General features: G+C 61.4%; 12 protein-coding genes. 3 read left to right on the plus strand and 9 right to left on the minus strand.

Annotation, left to right across the window (positions count from 1 at the left end; all coding sequences use genetic code 11):
• Positions 1-38 precede the first annotated feature (38 nt).
• The 5 genes from AYR66_RS24430 to AYR66_RS24450 form a co-directional block, all read right to left on the minus strand.
• On the minus strand, positions 39-1,094 hold the full coding sequence (locus tag AYR66_RS24430; RefSeq protein ID WP_088710160.1) for a 2-oxoacid:ferredoxin oxidoreductase subunit beta: 1,056 nt from the start codon (positions 1,092-1,094) through the stop codon (positions 39-41).
• Positions 1,091-2,929 (minus strand): 2-oxoacid:acceptor oxidoreductase subunit alpha, encoded by a 1,839-nt coding sequence (locus tag AYR66_RS24435; protein ID WP_088710161.1) that lies wholly within the window; start codon positions 2,927-2,929, stop codon positions 1,091-1,093. Before AYR66_RS24435 ends, AYR66_RS24430 begins: the two co-directional genes overlap by 4 nt.
• A gap of 15 nt (positions 2,930-2,944) precedes the next feature.
• Positions 2,945-4,765 (minus strand): FAD-dependent oxidoreductase, encoded by a 1,821-nt coding sequence (locus AYR66_RS24440; protein ID WP_088710162.1) that lies wholly within the window; start codon positions 4,763-4,765, stop codon positions 2,945-2,947.
• A 285-nt stretch (positions 4,766-5,050) separates the two neighbouring features.
• Positions 5,051-5,395 (minus strand): c-type cytochrome, encoded by a 345-nt coding sequence (locus AYR66_RS24445; protein WP_088710163.1) that lies wholly within the window; start codon positions 5,393-5,395, stop codon positions 5,051-5,053.
• 235 nt (positions 5,396-5,630) lie between these two features.
• Entirely contained in the window at positions 5,631-6,824 is a 1,194-nt protein-coding gene (locus AYR66_RS24450; RefSeq protein ID WP_234815078.1) for a YihY/virulence factor BrkB family protein, read from the minus strand.
• Between the two features lie 197 nt (positions 6,825-7,021).
• Between AYR66_RS24450 and yddG the strand changes: the two genes are divergently transcribed.
• Positions 7,022-7,945, plus strand: a complete 924-nt coding sequence (yddG, locus tag AYR66_RS24455; protein WP_088710164.1) for an aromatic amino acid DMT transporter YddG — start codon at positions 7,022-7,024, stop codon at positions 7,943-7,945.
• 58 nt (positions 7,946-8,003) lie between these two features.
• Here yddG and AYR66_RS24460 read toward each other — a convergent pair whose 3' ends face one another.
• Entirely contained in the window at positions 8,004-9,977 is a 1,974-nt protein-coding gene (locus AYR66_RS24460) for an AsmA family protein (RefSeq protein WP_337367505.1), read from the minus strand.
• Positions 9,978-10,171: 194 nt separating this feature from the next.
• On the opposite strand from AYR66_RS24460, the gene AYR66_RS24465 reads away from it, so the two are divergent.
• Positions 10,172-11,707, plus strand: a complete 1,536-nt coding sequence (locus AYR66_RS24465; RefSeq protein ID WP_088710165.1) for a class I adenylate-forming enzyme family protein — start codon at positions 10,172-10,174, stop codon at positions 11,705-11,707.
• A 205-nt stretch (positions 11,708-11,912) separates the two neighbouring features.
• Here AYR66_RS24465 and AYR66_RS24470 read toward each other — a convergent pair whose 3' ends face one another.
• From AYR66_RS24470 to AYR66_RS24480, 3 genes are all read right to left on the minus strand, one after another.
• Entirely contained in the window at positions 11,913-13,628 is a 1,716-nt protein-coding gene (locus tag AYR66_RS24470; RefSeq protein ID WP_088710166.1) for a methyl-accepting chemotaxis protein, read from the minus strand.
• Between the two features lie 43 nt (positions 13,629-13,671).
• On the minus strand, positions 13,672-14,154 hold the full coding sequence (locus AYR66_RS24475) for a chemotaxis protein CheW (RefSeq protein ID WP_088710167.1): 483 nt from the start codon (positions 14,152-14,154) through the stop codon (positions 13,672-13,674).
• Positions 14,155-14,710: 556 nt separating this feature from the next.
• On the minus strand, positions 14,711-16,372 hold the full coding sequence (locus AYR66_RS24480; protein ID WP_088710168.1) for a long-chain fatty acid--CoA ligase: 1,662 nt from the start codon (positions 16,370-16,372) through the stop codon (positions 14,711-14,713).
• Between the two features lie 140 nt (positions 16,373-16,512).
• On the opposite strand from AYR66_RS24480, the gene AYR66_RS28575 reads away from it, so the two are divergent.
• Positions 16,513-16,929: a hypothetical protein gene (locus AYR66_RS28575; protein WP_141104309.1), complete on the plus strand. Its 417-nt coding sequence runs from the start codon at positions 16,513-16,515 to the stop codon at positions 16,927-16,929.
• Positions 16,930-16,936 lie beyond the last annotated feature (7 nt).

Genomic DNA, 16,936 nt, shown 5'->3' on the forward strand with positions numbered 1-16,936 from the left:
ATACCGTGCGTTGCGGACGAGTAGTCCGGTTACTCCAATTACCTCAACGACGCATTAATCTTCTCCAGCATCGCCGCACCAGGGCACAACACATCATCCCCGAGCGTATTCAACGGCTTCGCTACCGTGTTCAGGTGGTCATGCATGTCCGAAGCATTCGGATCCACGAACAGCAGGCCGGTGACGATCTCACCCATCGCATGATGTTTCTGCAGATGGTTCATCGCCGCCACGCGGTCGCTGGCGTCGTAGCTCTCGTGCAGCTTGCGCAGGCGAAGCACGGACCCATCATGCTGCGTGACTTCCTGAACCGTGCCCGGCGCGTACTCGGTGGTGATTTCCTTGCCCGGAACGAAGAAGTCGATGCGGTTGACCGCTTCGTTGTGCTCGCGCACATAGTCATAGCTCTTGGTCGAACCTGCATGGTTGTTGAAGGTCACGCAGGGCGAGATCACGTCGATGAAGGCCGCGCCCTTGTGCACCAGTGCCGCTTCGATCAGCGGGACGAGCTGCGCCTTGTCGCCGGAGAAGCTGCGGGCGACGAAGGTCGCGCCGAGCTGCAGCGCGAGGCCGACGAGGTCGACCGGCGCATCGTTATTGACCACGCCCTTCTTGGACTTCGATCCCTGGTCGGCGGTGGCGGAGAACTGTCCCTTGGTCAGGCCGTACACGCCATTGTTCATGGTGATGTAGGTCATGTTCACGCCGCGCCGCATGATGTGCGCGAACTGGCCAATGCCGATCGATGCCGAGTCGCCGTCGCCGGAAACACCGAGGTAGATCAGTTCACGGTTGGCCGCGGCGGCGCCGGTCAGCACCGACGGCATGCGTCCGTGCACGGTGTTGAAGCCGTGCGAGCCGCCGAGGAAGTAGGTCGGGGCCTTGGACGAACAGCCGATGCCGGACAGCTTGGCGACGCGATGCGGTTCGATGTCCATGTTGAAGCAGGCCTGGATGATGGCCGCCGAGATGGAGTCGTGGCCGCAACCGGCGCAGAGTGTCGAGACCGGGCCTTCGTAGTCGCGGCGGGTGTAGCCGGCCTTGTTGACCTGCAGGCTGGGATGATGCAGTTTCGGTTTAGCGATATAAGTCATTGCGCCACCTCCTTGAGCGGGCTGAACAGCGCAAGGCGCGAAGCGATGGCCTTGGTGATGAATCGTGCAGTGATCGGGGTGCCGTCATAGTGGACGACGGAGCTGAGCTGTGCCGGGTCGATGCCGCATTCGGTGATGAGCATGTCGCGCAGCTGGCCGTCGCGGTTCTGCTCGACGACGAACACATGGTCGTGCGCTTCGATGAAATCAAGCACGCTCGAATGGAACGGGAAGGCACGGATGCGCATGGAATCGAGCGCATGGCCCTGCTGCTCCAGCACATCCAGCGCTTCGTTCATCGACGGGCTGGTCGAGCCGAAGTGGATCACGGCGAACTTGGTCGGCTTCGACGCATTCCGCACGGCAGGCATCGGCACCAGGCTCTTGGCGGTCTCGAACTTCTTCTCCAGGCGTTCCATGTTGTCGATATAGACCGGGCCTTCTTCGCTGTAGCGCGCGAAGCGGTCCTTGGTCGTGCCGCGGGTGAAGAACGCGCCCTTGGTCGGATGCGTGCCCGGATAGGTACGGTACGGAATGCCGTCGCCGTCGACGTCGAGGTAGCGGCCGAATTCCTTGCCGGACTCGAGGTCTTGGTAGGTCATCACCTTGCCGCGGTCCATGCGCTTGCTGTCGTCCCAGTCGAAGGACTCGCACAGGCGCGAGTTCATGCCGATGTCGAGGTCGGACATCACGAACACCGGTGTTTGCAGGCGGTCGGCGAGGTCGAGCGCGGCGGCGGTGAAGTCGAAGCACTCCTTCGGATCTTCGGGGAACAGCAGCACATGGCGCGTGTCGCCATTGGACGCATACGCGCACTGCAACAGGTCGGACTGCTGGGTGCGCGAAGGCATGCCGGTGGACGGACCGCCGCGCTGCACGTTGACCAGCGTGGCCGGCACTTCGGCGAAGTAGGCGAGGCCGAGGAATTCCGTCATCAGCGAGATGCCGGGACCGGAGGTCGCGGTGAACGCGCGCGCGCCGTTCCAGTTGGCGCCGATCACCATGCCGATCGATGCCAGTTCATCTTCCGCCTGAATGATCGCGAAATTGTGCTTGCCGGTTTCCGGATCGATGCGCAGCTTGTGGCAGTACTTGTCAAAGGTCTCCGGGATCGAGGACGACGGCGTGATCGGATACCACGCGCAGACGTTCGCGCCGCCCCAGATCGCGCCGAGGGCGCAGGCCTGGTTGCCGTCGATGAAGATGCGCGTACCAACCTTGTCGGCGCGCTTCACCTTCAGCCCCATGGCCGAGCAGTCGAGGTTGGCGAGTGCGTAGTCGCGGCCCATGTGCAGCGCCTGGACGTTGGAGTCCAGCAGCTTTTCCTTGCCGCGATACTGTTCCGCGAACAGCTGCTCGATCGCCTTCTCGTCGATGCCGAGCAGGGCGGCCAGGGCACCGATGTAGATGATGTTTTTGAACAGCTGGCGCTGGCGGGCGTCGGTATACGCATCGTTGCAGATCTGCGTGAGCGGCATGCCGAACACGGTGATGTCGCTGCGCATGCGCGCGGCCGGGATTTCACGGGTGCTGTCGTAGAACAGGTAGCCGCCGGCATCGATTTCCTTGATGTCCGCATCCCAGGTTTGCGGGTTCATCGCCACCATCAGGTCGCAGCCGCCGCGGCGGCCGAGGTAGCCCGATTCGGAGACACGCACCTCGTACCAGGTCGGCATGCCCTGGATGTTGGACGGGAAGATGTTGCGCGGGCTCACAGGTACGCCCATGCGCAGCATCGAACGGGCAAACAGCTCGTTGGCGGAAGCCGAGCCCGAACCGTTGATATTGGCGAATTTGACGACGAAATCGTTCGTCGACTGGATCTTTTGAATCATCGCGCTTGCTCCTTCTTACACAGTCTTGCGCAGTTGCGCGATATGCTGGTCACGGCATGCGGCACCGGCCTGCGTCGTCTTCAGCGTGAACTTCTGCATGTCCCACGCGCCGGTCGGGCAGCGTTCAGCGCACAGGCTGCAGTGCAGGCAGAGGTCTTCGTCCTTGACCATGATGCGTCCGGTCTTCATCGGCGCGGACACGTACAGTGGCTGGGTCGGATGCAGCGACGGCGCCTTCAGGCGGCCGCGCAGTTCCTGCTCCTCGCCGTTCTCGGTGAGGGTGAGGGCGTCCATCGGGCAGATGTCGATGCAGGCGTCGCACTCGATGCAGCGGCTGGCGGTGAAGATCGACTGCACGTCGCAGTTGAGGCAGCGCTGTGCTTCCTTGGCAGCGGCCTGCGGCGTGAAGCCGCGTTCCACCTCGATCTTGATGCTCTTGCGCGCGACATGGAGCTCTTCCAGCGGCACCTTGTGGCGGCGGTCGAGCGACACGATGTTGTCGAAGCTCCACTCGTGGATGCCCATCTTCTGGCTGACCAGCGTGACGGACGGCGCCGGGCGGACTGCAACGTCTTCGCCGCTGAGGAAGCGGTCGATGGACACGGCCGCTTCATGGCCGTGGGCCACGGCGGTGATGATGTTCTTGGGACCGAAGGCCGCGTCGCCGCCGAAGAAGACGTTCGGCACCGTGGACTGCATGCTCTTGCGGTCAACCACCGGCATGTCCCATTCGTCGAACTGCATGCCGATGTCGCGCTCGATCCACGGGAAGGCGTTTTCCTGGCCGACAGCGACCAGCACTTCATCGCACGGCACGAGTTCGTCCGGCTCGCCGGTCGGCACCAGGCTGCGCTTGCCCTTGGCATCGTAGACCGCCTTGACCTTTTCGAATGTCATGCCGGTGAGCTTGCCGTTTTCATGGGTGAAGGACTTGGGCACCATGTAGTTGAGGATGGTGATGCCTTCGTGGATGGCGTCTTCCTTTTCCCACGGGCTGGCCTTCATTTCCTCGAAGCCGGAACGGACGATGACCTTCACGTCTTCGCCGCCGAGGCGCAGCGCGGAGCGGCAGCAGTCCATCGCGGTATTGCCGCCACCGAGCACGATGACGCGCTGTCCGACCTGAGTCACGTGGCCGAAGGAAACCGATGCGAGCCAGTCGATGCCGAGGTGGATGTTTGCCGCGGCTTCGGTGCGGCCGGGTACATCGAGGTCGCGTCCGCGCGGCGCGCCGCAGCCGACGAAGACGGCGTCATAGCCCTCGCCGAGCAATGCCTTGAGGCTGCCGATGCGTTCGCCGGAGCGGAACTCGACACCCATGTCGAGGACGTAGCCGGTTTCTTCGTCGATCACTTCATCGGGAAGGCGGAACTTGGGAATCTGGCTGCGCATGAAGCCGCCAGCCTTTTTCTCGCCGTCGAACACGGTGACCTGGTGGCCTTGCAGCGCCAAGTCGCGCGCGACGGTCAGCGAGGCCGGACCGGCGCCGACGCAGGCGACGCGCTTGCCGGACTTCGGTGCGGGCTTAGGCAGGCGGCCCTGCACGTCGGACTTGTAGTCGGCGGCCGTGCGCTTGAGGCGGCAGACCGCGACCGGCGCATTGTCCGCGCCTTCCACGCGTGCACGGCGGCAGGCGGTTTCACAAGGGCGGTCGCAAACGCGGCCTAGCACGCCGGGAAACACATTGGCGCGCCAGTTGAGCATGTAGGCTTCGGTGTAATGGCCCGCTGCGACCTGGCGCAGGTATTCGGGAACGGGGGTGTGGGCCGGGCAGGACCACTGGCAGTTGACAACCTGGTGGTAGAAATCCGGGTTGCTGGTGTCGGTCGGCTTCAATACGCTCTCCTCGTCGAGGCACGCGGCTCTTGCCGCATGCGTTCATGTTTGCGTGCCATGCACGCGTCGTGCGGCGAGATGCGTCACTCCCTTCGCCGTTGCCGTGAAAATACAGTGACACGGGTGTTCGAGGCAGTGTATGGAGCGGGAAATTTGATTTGATTGATTCAGGTCAAAATTGACCGGAACCGCGCCGGGAATCGATGTGGCGTTGCAGCAGGCGGGGGGGATGGTGCGGGGAAGCGGGGCAGGAAGCGGTGGCCTGCCCCGTGAAGCGCGTGTCGATTATAGGGACAGGACCCACTGGATCAGGTTCTTGATCTGGTCCGCATCCTTGGTCTTGGGAATCTTGTGTTCTTCTTCGTGACCGTCTTCGAACTTCACTTTCGTGCCGCTGCTCAGGTGTTTGATGAGGCGCGCTTCGGCATCCGGCTTGCCGCGGTTCTTTTCGGCGATCTGTTTGTAGGCAGGGCCGTCCTTCGGGCGATCGATGCCATGGCAGCGCAGGCAGCCTTCCTGGCGTGCAAGCTTCTCGGCGGCGGCGGCGTCAACGGCCAGCGACGGCTGCGCAACGAAGAGTGCCGCGCTTGCTGCAACGAGGGCCAGCACGGACTTGGCTGTGGATGACATGGGGTACTCCTGACAAAAACGAGGTGGTGGATCGGGCAGGCGGGATTCGCCTTGCGTAAAGGAAATATTTTGACATGGAATAGGAAAGTCGTGCCATTTCTTGTCGGAATGGCATGCATAGGGTCGGGGATATTGCGACAGTCTGTGAAGGGGGGAATAGCACCAAAATGCTCCTTACCCCTGCAAGGGGGAGGGAACTCTCAGGCGTGAAGCGTGGGCTGGGCGATGATCCTCCTTACATCCCACGCACCAGATGTGCGCGCTGCACTCCCGGCGGCGTGCTGCTATTAGGAATGCTCTCCCCATCCGTCGCATTGGCCCGGCTCCCCAGCTTCAGCGCGTACTCGTGCGTGAACAGCGACCCGTAAAAGAAGATCTGTGCCGAGTAATACACCCAGGTAATGAGGATGACCACCGACCCGGCCGCGCCATAGGCGGAACTGATGTCTGCCCTCGCCACGTAAATGCCGATCAGCGTCTTGCCGACGATGAACAGCACCGCAGTGATCAGGGCGCCGACCAGCACATCGCGCCATGCGATCTGCGTCCCCGGCAGGTATTTGAAGATGACCGCGAACAGTGCGGTCACGATGCCGAAGGACACGATATGCGAGACCGTCACGCTGATGATCTTCAGCGCTGAACCTTCGCCGCCCGGCCAGATGCTATCCATCGCTGCAAGCGCCGTGCTGACGGCGAGCGAAATGAGCAGCATCAGCGCGATGACCAGGATCAGTCCGAAGGAAAGCACGCGCTGGCGGATGAAGGACCAGATGCCGGACTGTTTCGAGGGCGGCACTTCCCACAGTTCGTCGAGGCTGTCCTTGAGTTCGGAAAAGGCTGTCGTCGCACTGACCAGGACCAGGCCGGCGGAGATGAGGCCGGCGATCAGGCCTTTGTTTTCCTGCTGCGTGCCTGCCAGGATGGTGCGCACCGCTTCGCCGCCTTGCTCGCCCATGAGGCCGGACATCTGCTGCAGCAGCGCATTGCGCACGGTGTCTTCGCCAAAGAAGAGTCCGGCGATGGTCACGACCAGCACCAGCATAGGCGCCAGCGAGAACAGCGTGTACAAGGAGAGCGCCGCACCCTTGCTGGCGGCGCGATGGGCAACCCATTCCTTGCCCGCGGATACGGCGATATGGAACAGCGCTTTGGGTCGTGATTCGCGGCGCAAGGTGGCGACCTCGTCGGCCTTCTTGCGTACGGCTTCCTTCCGCGCGGCTTCGGCAAGTTGTCGTTGCGCCTGTTCGTGGTCGAAGGCACCATCGTATCCCATGGCAGGGGCAGCGGCATAGGAAGCGGATACCTGTTGCGCGGGTTCGGCGCGCTGCGTACGCTTGCGGAAAACGAGAATCGAAAGCACCGCTACCGCAACCTGAAGCACGCCGGAGACGATTTCGCCCGGGTCGATCTGATGCTGCGTTTTCATGGACTTCTCCTGAAAGATTTTTGATTTAGGAGAGGGAAATGTTGGCATTTGTTCCATGCGAGCTGCCGTTGATTTCCTGTACCGAAAGGAAAGGAAATACCGGGCAAAGCGCAACGATCTGATTTTCTCTACAATGCACGGCCCCCGGGGATGAGTGAATCCCTTTTCAGATTGATATTCAAACGCAGCAAGGCAGCATGAAAAGCAAGCGCAACGCCACTCTCATCGGACTCATTGCCATCTTGTTATGGAGTTCGATTGTCGGCCTGATACGCGGCGTCAGTGAAAGCCTCGGAGCGACCGGCGGAGCCGCGATGATGTATACCGTTGCATCGGGTCTGCTCCTGCTGACGATCGGCTTCCCCAGGCTTGGCGAGATTCCCCGGCGCTATCTGCTTTGGGGGAGCATCCTGTTCGTTTCGTATGAAATGTGCCTTGCCTTGTCCATCGGCTACGCCAACAGCGGCAGGCAAGCCATCGAAGTCGGCATGGTCAATTATTTGTGGCCTTCCTTCACGATACTGGCCGCGATCTTGTTCAACAAACAAAAGTCCAACCTGCTTGTCATCCCCGGCTTTCTCATGGCTATCCTCGGGATCTGCTGGGTGCTGGGAGGGGATCAAGGCCTGGATCTTGCCGGCATGGTGGAGAACATCAAGGACAATCCGCTCAGCTACGGACTGGCCTTCAGCGGGGCCGCGATCTGGGCGGCATACTGCACCGTCACCAGCAGGATTGCCGGAGGCAAGAATGGCATTACGCTGTTCTTCATGCTGACCGCATCCGTGTTGTGGGCCAAGTATCTGTTTGGCGCGGAAGCGGCCATGGCGTTCAGCTACCAGGCAATGATCTACCTTGTGCTCGCCGCATCGGCGATGGGTTTCGGCTATGCGGCATGGAATGTCGGCATCCTGCATGGCAACGTCACCATCCTTGCCGGCGCGTCCTATTTCATTCCCGTTGTTTCCGCTGTCCTGTCCGCAATGCTGCTGCATGCGCCGCTTTCGGTCTCGTTCTGGCAGGGCGCATCCATGGTCTGTGGCGGATCGATCCTGTGCTGGCTGGCGACGCGCGGGGCGGGCCAGGCTGCTCGACGAACGCAAAGCGCGCTATCGAAGTAATGCGCGAACTGCACGATTCGCCGTTTCAATTCGCGGCCAATGCAAACCGCCGCCCGAATCATTTCCTGCCCGGGGGCGGGGCCCGCGGCTTCTTCCCCGCTTCCTTCAGCAATGGCACGCAGGGACTGTCCTCGGCCGGCCCCGGATTGATCAGGGCCAGCAATGCGGCTGCCGGCGCGGCAGCCACTCCGAGGACGGTCGCCGCCGCTGCCTTGGCCGCCACCACGCCTTTGTCCACGCCGAAATCCGGATTCTTGAAGGTGCCGCTTACGTACAGCGGCGAGCGCAGGGAAATGATGCGCACGCCCTTGCTTTCCGGGTTGATGGTCAGGTTCAGTTTTTCTTCCGCAAAGTTGATGTTCCCGTCAGCGGTGATCGTGGCATCGTTGGTGTCGATAACGAACAGCCGCGTTTGCATCACCCCATTCTTCACGCCGAAGTCTACCGCCATGCAGTTGAGCCGCACCTGACGGTCGCCGAACAACTTGGCGGCGAGCGCGCTGGCGATGTTCAGGCCCGCAGCTTCAAGGATGAATTTGCTGATGCTGCCCTGGTGGATCAGCGACTTCACCTCGCCGTTGGATGAGGCGAGCAAGGCGGCGAAGGAGTTGCCGACCGCGCTCAACTCCGCATCGCCGTTCACTTCGCCGATGCTGGCCTGCATGGTTTCTGCCTTGGGAAACATTTCCTTCAGGCGCAAGCCGCGCGCCGACACCTTCATCCGCGCCTTCGCGGGATTGTTGCGGCCGTCGATGTTCAGCTGGGTCGTCAACCGCCCGCCGGCGATGCCGAAGTTGAGCGGCGCCAGCGCGAGGACGCCGTTATCCATGGTCACGTGTGTTTCCACGTTGTCGATGGGCAGGGCCGCATCGCGGATAATCCTCTTTCCGCTGAATTTCACCTTCACATCCATCTTGCCCCAGCGGTCGGTCTTGAACGGCGACACGGGCAAGACCTTGCCCGGCGGGATCTTCGCCTTTTCGTCATCCTTGTTGGCTTCCTCGTCGGTGCCGACCAGTGCGCGCAGGTCGGTCAGGCGCAACTGGTTCGACACGACCTCGCCGGACAACAGCGGCCTAGGCTTGCGGTGCAGGTACTCGAGGGTGCCGGCGATATCGCTCTGGCCAACGCGCCCTTGGAATTTTTCGTAGCGCACGCGGATGTCGTCCGGCTTGAAGCTGCCGATCACCCGGCCCTCGGTGGAAAATTTTGGCGTCTCCGGCAGCACGACGCCGCTCAGCGGGAACAGGTCGGCCATGCTGGCGCCAAGGATTTTCAGTTTGACGTCGAGCGCGGTCGGATGCGCGGGATCGGTCAGGCGGCCGTCGGCGGTGATCGTTGTCTCGACCACCTTCAGCGTGGCGTCGACCGGATATTGCACGTTGCGCTTCATCAGCGTCAGCAGACCGCCGGCCTTGCCGCCGCCACTGACCTTTTCGCCATTGAAGATGCCGCCCAGCCTGAAGTTGACCGTGCCGTCGCTGGAGGTGTCGATGCGTGCGGTGGCGTCGGCCTTCTTCGCCGGATCGACATAGCGCACATTGCCGTTCTTGATCGCCAGGCTATGCAGGGCGAAGTCCCACGCGGAGGGCTTTTGCTCTTCCTCTTTCTTGAACGTCCAGTTGTTCTTGTCGTCCTTGCTTTTCTCGAGGATGACGTCGCCGCCGTCCACGACCAGTGTGCCGATGCTGATCGTCTTTGTGAGCAGGGGGAGGGGGCTGATGGTGGTGTCGACCTGCTTCACGCGCGCCATCAGGGGGCCGGTGCGCGCCCAGCCTGGATTGCCGAGGCTGATGTCCAGTGCCCGGATGTGCGGCCATGGGATGAATCGGCGCCAGCCGGCCTGTTGTTCCGGCGGCCGCTCCCAGCGGAAGGACAGGTCGCCGTTGATAGCGAAGGGGCGCCCGGTCGCTTCACTGACCTTGTCATTGACCCACGGCTTGATGCGGTTCCAGTCGAAAGCGGAGGCAAACGCGAGCAGCAAGGCAAGCGTCACCACGACTGCGCCGAATGCGATCCCTGCGATTTTCAATGCGCGTCTCATACTGCATTTGATGCCGCCGGAATGTTTCAGTTCGATCAATTAATCCAAGACAAAAGCGCAAGCCGATTGTTTTTGAAGGGCAAGATTGGACGCGTGCTGCCGCAGCCAGTATTACTACGGTATAGCCTGTACCGTCCGCCCGGGTTACCTTCGGACTGATAAAACCAACATGGAGACACAGCATGAGCCTTGCCCATCTTCTCGTCCGCCACGCACTGCAAACGCCGCATCGTCCGGCAATCCTCAACGGGCCGAATGTGCATGCCACCTATGGCGAATGGGCCGCCCGCTCCGCAGGCCTGGCGCACCGCTTCCGGGAAGCGGGCCTGGTGCCAGGCGAGCGCGTGGTCTTGTTCATGCGCAATCATCCGCGTTATCTCGAAGTCCTTTGGGCTGCGTGGTGGGCCGGGCTGGTGGTCGTGCCGGTGAATGCCAAGCTCCATCAGAAGGAGGTCGAGTGGATCGTCGATAACGCGCAGGCACGCTGGGCCTTCGTCACCGCCGACGTGGCTGCCGGCCCGCTTGCCGGACTGGAGCGGCAAGTCGATATCGAATCGCCCGAAGCTGATGCGCTGCTCGCCCCCGTGGATGCTGCGACCGTGCCGCTGGCGGCGCGCGAGCCTGACGACATAGCCTGGCTGTTCTATACCAGCGGCACCACGGGCCGGCCCAAGGGCGTGATGATCACGCACCGCAACCTGATGACCATGGGGCTCACGTATTTCATCGATGTCGATGCGGTGTCGCCCGACGATGCGATCGTCTATGCCGCGCCCATGTCCCACGGGGCGGGGCTGTATGCGGTGCCGCATCTGATGGCTGGCGCACGCCACGTGGTGCCGGCCTCGGGCAGCGTTGACCCGGCCGAACTCTTCGCGCTCGGGAGGGAAGTTGGCCCGTTGTCGACGTTTGCAGCGCCAACGATCGTCAAGCGCATCGTGGACTACGCCGAGCAGGCCGGCCTGACGCCGGAAGATGCGGCGCGGTCTTTTAAAACCATCGTCTACGGCGGCGCGCCTATGTATGTCGCGGATATCCAGCGGGCGCTGCGCGTGATGGGGCCGCGTTTCGTCCAGATCTACGGGCAGGGCGAAACACCCATGGTCGCGACGGCGCTGTCGCGGCGGCATCTCTGCGACAGCAGCCATCCGCGCTACCTGGAACGAATCGGATCTGTCGGCGTGGCCCAGACGCCGGTGCAGGTGCGCATTACCGATGAAAGCGGACGCAGTCTCCCCACCGGTGAAATCGGCGAGGTACTCGTCAAGGGGGATAGCGTGATGGCCGGCTACTGGCGTAATGAGGCAGCCACGGCATCGGCAATTCGCAATGGCTGGCTCTTCACCGGCGACGTAGGCAGCCTCGACGCAGAGGGCTTCCTCACGCTGAAAGACCGCAGCAAGGACCTCATCATCAGCGGCGGTTCCAACATCTATCCGCGCGAAGTGGAGGAGGCGCTGCTGACTTTTCCGGGCGTGAGCGAGGTGGCGGTGGTCGGCGCGCCGGACACGGAATGGGGCGAGGTCGTGGTGGCTTTCGTGGTGCCGGAGGCAGGCACCGAATTGACGGTCGAGATGCTGGACCGGCACTGCCTGGAACAGATTGCCCGCTTCAAGCGGCCCAAGCGCTACCTGATTGTCTGCAGCCTGCCGAAGAACAATTACGGGAAGGTGCTGAAGACAGAGTTGCGCGTACGGTTGGCGGGACATACGCCGTGAATCATGATTGCGCCGCTGCGATCAGGCCGGGTTCGACAATGGGAAGCTGGTCGGCGGCAGCCGCTGGATGGCAATTGCATTGATTTTCATCAAAGCAATGTTTCCCTTGAAAATCAGTGACTTGCCTATGCTTATCCACGGTTGTCCACAGAATTGACCACAGCAACTGTGGGCAATTCCGTGGAGCGGGGACGGGAAGCTTCCCTTAGAACTCATCCCATTCTTCATTCGTTCCGGTCTTCAATGCGGCCAGCTGGCGCGGCTGCGTGTCGCGCCTGGCCGCGAGGGAGGAGACCGAAGAGGCTTTCCGCTGCAGCGGCCTTGGCGCCGCCGCCTGCCGGGCGGCCGGCTGCGCGGACGGGGCTTCCCCGTTCACCTTGAACACGCTGACGACTCCGGCAAGCGACGAGGCCTGGTCCTTCAGCGCTTCGGATGCCGCCGCGGCTTCTTCCACGAGCGACGCGTTCTGCTGCGTGACTTCGTCCATCTGCGTGATCGCCTGGTTGATCTGTTCGATGCCGGTCGTCTGCTCGTTGCTGGCGGCCATGATCTCGCCCATGATGTCGGTCACGCGTTTGACGCTCTCCACGATCTCGTTCATCGTCGTGCCGGCCTGGTCGACCAGGCGCGATCCGGTGTCGACCTTTTCCACCGAGTCGTCGATCAGTGCCTTGATTTCTTTTGCCGCGGAGGCGGACCGTTGCGCAAGGCTGCGCACTTCGGCGGCCACGACAGCGAAACCACGTCCCTGTTCGCCTGCGCGTGCCGCCTCGACGGCAGCATTCAGTGCAAGGATGTTGGTCTGGAAGGCGATGCCGTCGATGACGCCGATGATGTCCACGATCTTGCGGGCGGACTCATTGATCGAGCCCATCGTGTCGACCACCTGTCCGACCACGTCGCCGCCCTTGCTGGCGACTTCGGAGGCGGACATGGCCAGCTGGTTGGCCTGCTGCGCATTGTCGGCGTTCTGCTTCACCGTCGAGGTGAGTTCTTCCATCGAAGAGGCGGTTTCTTCCAGTGAGCTGGCCTGCTCCTCGGTGCGCGAGGAGAGGTCGAGGTTGCCGGTCGCGATCTGGCTCGAAGCCGATGCGATCGAGTCGGTGCCCTTGCGCACTTCGGTGACGATGTTGGACAGGCTGTCGCGCATTGCCTTCATCGCAAACAGCATGCTCGAGTGGTCGGATTTCTTCAGGTTGACGTCCACCGTCAGGTCGCCGGCTGCGATGCGGTTGGCGACTTCCGTCGCATAAGCCGGTTCGCCGCCGAGCTGGTTGACGAGGCTGCGGGTGATGATCACCGCGGCGCCAATGCCGGCAGCCAGTGCCAGTACGGACAGCGTGACCATCCAGAAGCGGGCGCTTTCATAGGCTTCGTCGGCGGCCTTGGAGTCCTTGTCGTTGTTCTCCTTCTGGTAGTTGATGTTTTCGTCGATCATCTCCTGCCATTTCTGCGTTGCCGGCGCTGCGGTCTTGATCAGCAGTTCAATCGCTTCCGCATCCTTGTTTTCCTTCGCCAGGTCGATGACCTTCTGGTTGAGCGGACGCGCGGTTTGCATGGCGTCCCGTATGCGGGCACGCATGGCCTTGCCGGTTTCGCTCGCCGGCGTCTTTTCAAGTGCGGCGACCGCATCGTCGTACTTCTTGCGGGTTGCGACGATCTTGTCGATCTCGGTCTGGATGGCGGCAGGGTTTTCAAGCAGGATGACCGTGCGCGTGATGCGCGAAACGATGTGGACGGATTCCGACATGTCGTCGAGCAGGTTCATCTTGTACGTGTTTTCATGCACGATCTTGCCGACGCGGCTGTCGATCTCGCTCATGCGGACCAGGCCCAGCCCTGCAATGAATGCGAGGAGGAGAAGCACAATACCGAAGCCGAGACCGAGGAGCTGGCTCACCTTCAACTTGGAAAGATTCATGATGTCTCCCTGTTAGTGACGTGGTAAGGCGGTTTTGTTGTATTCAGGCGGCTTGACGCAAGTTCATGCCGAGGCCGAGGACCTCGTCATTCACGACTTTGTCGATATCGAGCAGGATGAGCATGCGCTCGTCGAGCGTTGCCAGTCCCTGAAGGTAGTTGGTGTCGAGCGCGGTGCCCATCTCGGGTGCCGGCTTGATCTGCCCGGATGCGAGCGCGACGACGTCCGAGACGCTGTCGACGACGATGCCGATGACGCGGGTATCGATGTTGAGGATGATGACCACCGTGAACTGGTCGTAGGTAACGTTGCCGACATTGAAACGGATGCGCATGTCGACGATCGGTACGATGATGCCGCGGAGGTTGATCACGCCCTTGATGAAGTCGGGAGCGTTGGCAATCGCGGTGACGGCTTCGTAGCCGCGGATTTCCTGCACTTTGAGGATGCCGATGGCATATTCCTCTTTCCCCAGACGGAACGACAGGACTTCGGAATCGTTGGGGGACAGCGTTTCATTGCTCATATCTACTCCTCCCTGGTTAAATTTCCAGTTAGAAATTTAATCGGAGGAAATAGAGGGCGCTTCTCATGTTTATGGTGGATGAGAAACTTTTTTTTTTGATGCTGTGTTGTCGTCGCCACGAGAGGCGCGGTTGCATTGATTTTCATCAATGCAACATTTTCTTTGAGAATCAGGGGCTTAGGGAGGCTTGTCCCTGGTTGTCCACAGGATTAGCCACAGCAAATGTGGGCAACATTTTCGATAGGAAAAAGCGATGGGCGAAAAAAAACCCGCAGGCCTTTCGGCTTGCGGGTAAATCCAATTCAAGAAGAGTTGGAGGAGACAGGTGCTACTTTATCGCAGTGCAGCATAGATGTCTGCTTTATTATCGTTATATGAGTTATGCGTTTTAGATATAAAGCAGGCGGAAATAAAAAAGCCCGATGGCGTTTCCGCCGCGGGCTCCTGTCTCTCTCGTCATCCTGATATGGATTTTTTTGGTACAGCCGACGGATATTACACCGAAAAATGTGCGATTTTCGAAAAAATTCCTACGGGAATCGCACTTTTGGTTCGTTTATCGCATCATCTTTTCTCGCTCTTGCAATTCTCGCCACTGTAGCTTCCCTGTAGACGACTTCGGGAGCGCCTCGACAAACTGCACAATCCGCGGACTTTTGTACGCCGCCATGTTCTGGTGCGCCCAGTCGACGATTTCCTGTTCGCTGACCTTGCCGCGGAATGCTTCCCGCAGCACGACCACCGCCTTGACCGTTTCGCCGCGCTTCACGTCCTGCGCCGCGATCACGCATGCTTCCTGGATCGCGGGATGCTGGTAGAGCAGCGCCTCGACTTCCGCCGGCCACACCTTGAATCCCGAAGCATTGATCATGCGTTTCAGGCGGTCGACCATGAAGAAATAGCCGTCCTCATCGGTACGGGCAAGGTCACCGGTGCGCAGGAAACGCTGGCCGTCGAGTTCGACAAAGGTGTCCGCGCTCGCCTGCGGGTTGTTCCAGTAGCCCTGCATCACATGCGGGGCATGGACGATGATTTCGCCGACCTCGCCGGGCGGCAGTTCATGGAAATCGGAAGGATCGACCACGCGTGCATCGACGTTGTAGAGCGGGATGCCGAGGCATTGCTTCAGCGGGCGGTGCATCGGGTTGATGTGCGTCGCGCCAATGGTTTCCGACATGCCGTAGCCCTCGACATAGGGCACGCCGATCAGCTCCTTCATCTTTTGCGCGACTGCTTCGGGCATCGCCGCGCCGCCGCCACGGATGCCGTGCAGACTGGAGAAATCGTATTCCGCGATGCGCGGATTAGCCAGCAGGTCGACCACCATGGTAGCAATCAGCTGCATGGTCTTGACCTTGTAGCGCTGCACGCATTCCGCCGCGACCTCGCGGTCCCAGCGCGTCATCAGGACGATGGTGCAGCCGTGGTAGAGCGGCCCGCTCATGCTGCCGACCATGCCGGTGACATGGAAGAAAGGCAGCACGGCCAGGATCACACCATCCTGGTTGGTATTGAACCATTGCATGCTCGCGGCGACGGAAAACATCACGCCACGATGGGTGTGCATGCAACCTTTCGGATGCCCCGTCGTACCGGAGGTGTAGGGCATTACGCACAGATCATCCAGCCCGGCGGTAAGCGGACCAGGCTGGAGGCGCTGTTCCAGTGCGTCCGACCAAAGCGTCACGCCCGGAGCAGCAATCGGCTGGCGCGGCGCGGCCACGATATCGGGCAGGCGCAAGTCGGTCGGGTGGCGGATGTAATCGGAATAGGCGGCCACGAGGATGTGCTCAAGGCCTTCGCCCACAAGCGGTGCCATCTGCTGATACAGATCCTGGGCGACGATCGCCACGTTGGCGCCGGTGTCCTTCACGTAATGCCGCAGTTCGGCGGTCAGGTTCATCGGGTTGACCGGCACGACCACCGCATTGGCGCGCAGGATGCCGTAGTAGGCCAGCACGAATTGGGGGCTGTTCTGCATGTAGAGCAGCACCCGGTCGCCGCGCTTGACCTTGCAGACCTGTTCCAGCCAGCCCGCGATGCGCTCGGTCTCGTCCCGGAATTCGGCAAAGGTGATCGGCGTACCGTAGTACTGGATGTAGGGCTTGTCGGGCCAGCGGGCGGCCGATACCTCGACGTTGTAGTAGAGGTTGGTCTGCGGTGCGCTCAGCGTCCGCGAATGGCCGGGCGGCCAGTGGGCGAAATGACGATCTGACATTGTTTGTTCCGCTATGCAGAATTAAATTCCGAAAAGGAAGCTCGATCCTAGCAGGGTGTGCAAGTTGTGTAAACCGTACGGGCCGAACCCCATCGACGATGCCGGTCTAACACCATATGCCTTTTTGCACAGGAGTGAGCATGCTGAAGCCAATGATCATTACCGCGGCCATGTTGGCCGTGAGCGGCCTTGCCATGGCGCAATCTTCCACACATGACGCGCCAGGCAGCTTGCGGGAAGCGGTACGGCAGTCAAGCGGTGCTTCAGGGACGGCAGGCAAAGGCGCCGCCGGCACGGGCACGGAACCCAACCGGGCTACCGATTCGGCCGTGCGTGGAAGTGCGACGGATGCCAGCACGTCAGACAGGGAAACTTCGCGCAGCTGGACCGGCGTGGGCAGTACGGGCGGGGCGACGGGTACCGGGACGAGTTCGGGTACGACGGATGATTCCCCCGCATCGGGCGGAGGCCAGGCAGGAAGTTCGGCATCTGGCGGACCGGGAACCGTGGATCAAGCGAACCAGCCGCAAAAGCCGGCGGTGGAAGGCGCCCGGTAGCTTGTCG

The organism is Noviherbaspirillum denitrificans (assembly GCF_002211445.1).
Lineage (GTDB): Bacteria > Pseudomonadota > Gammaproteobacteria > Burkholderiales > Burkholderiaceae_D > Noviherbaspirillum > Noviherbaspirillum denitrificans.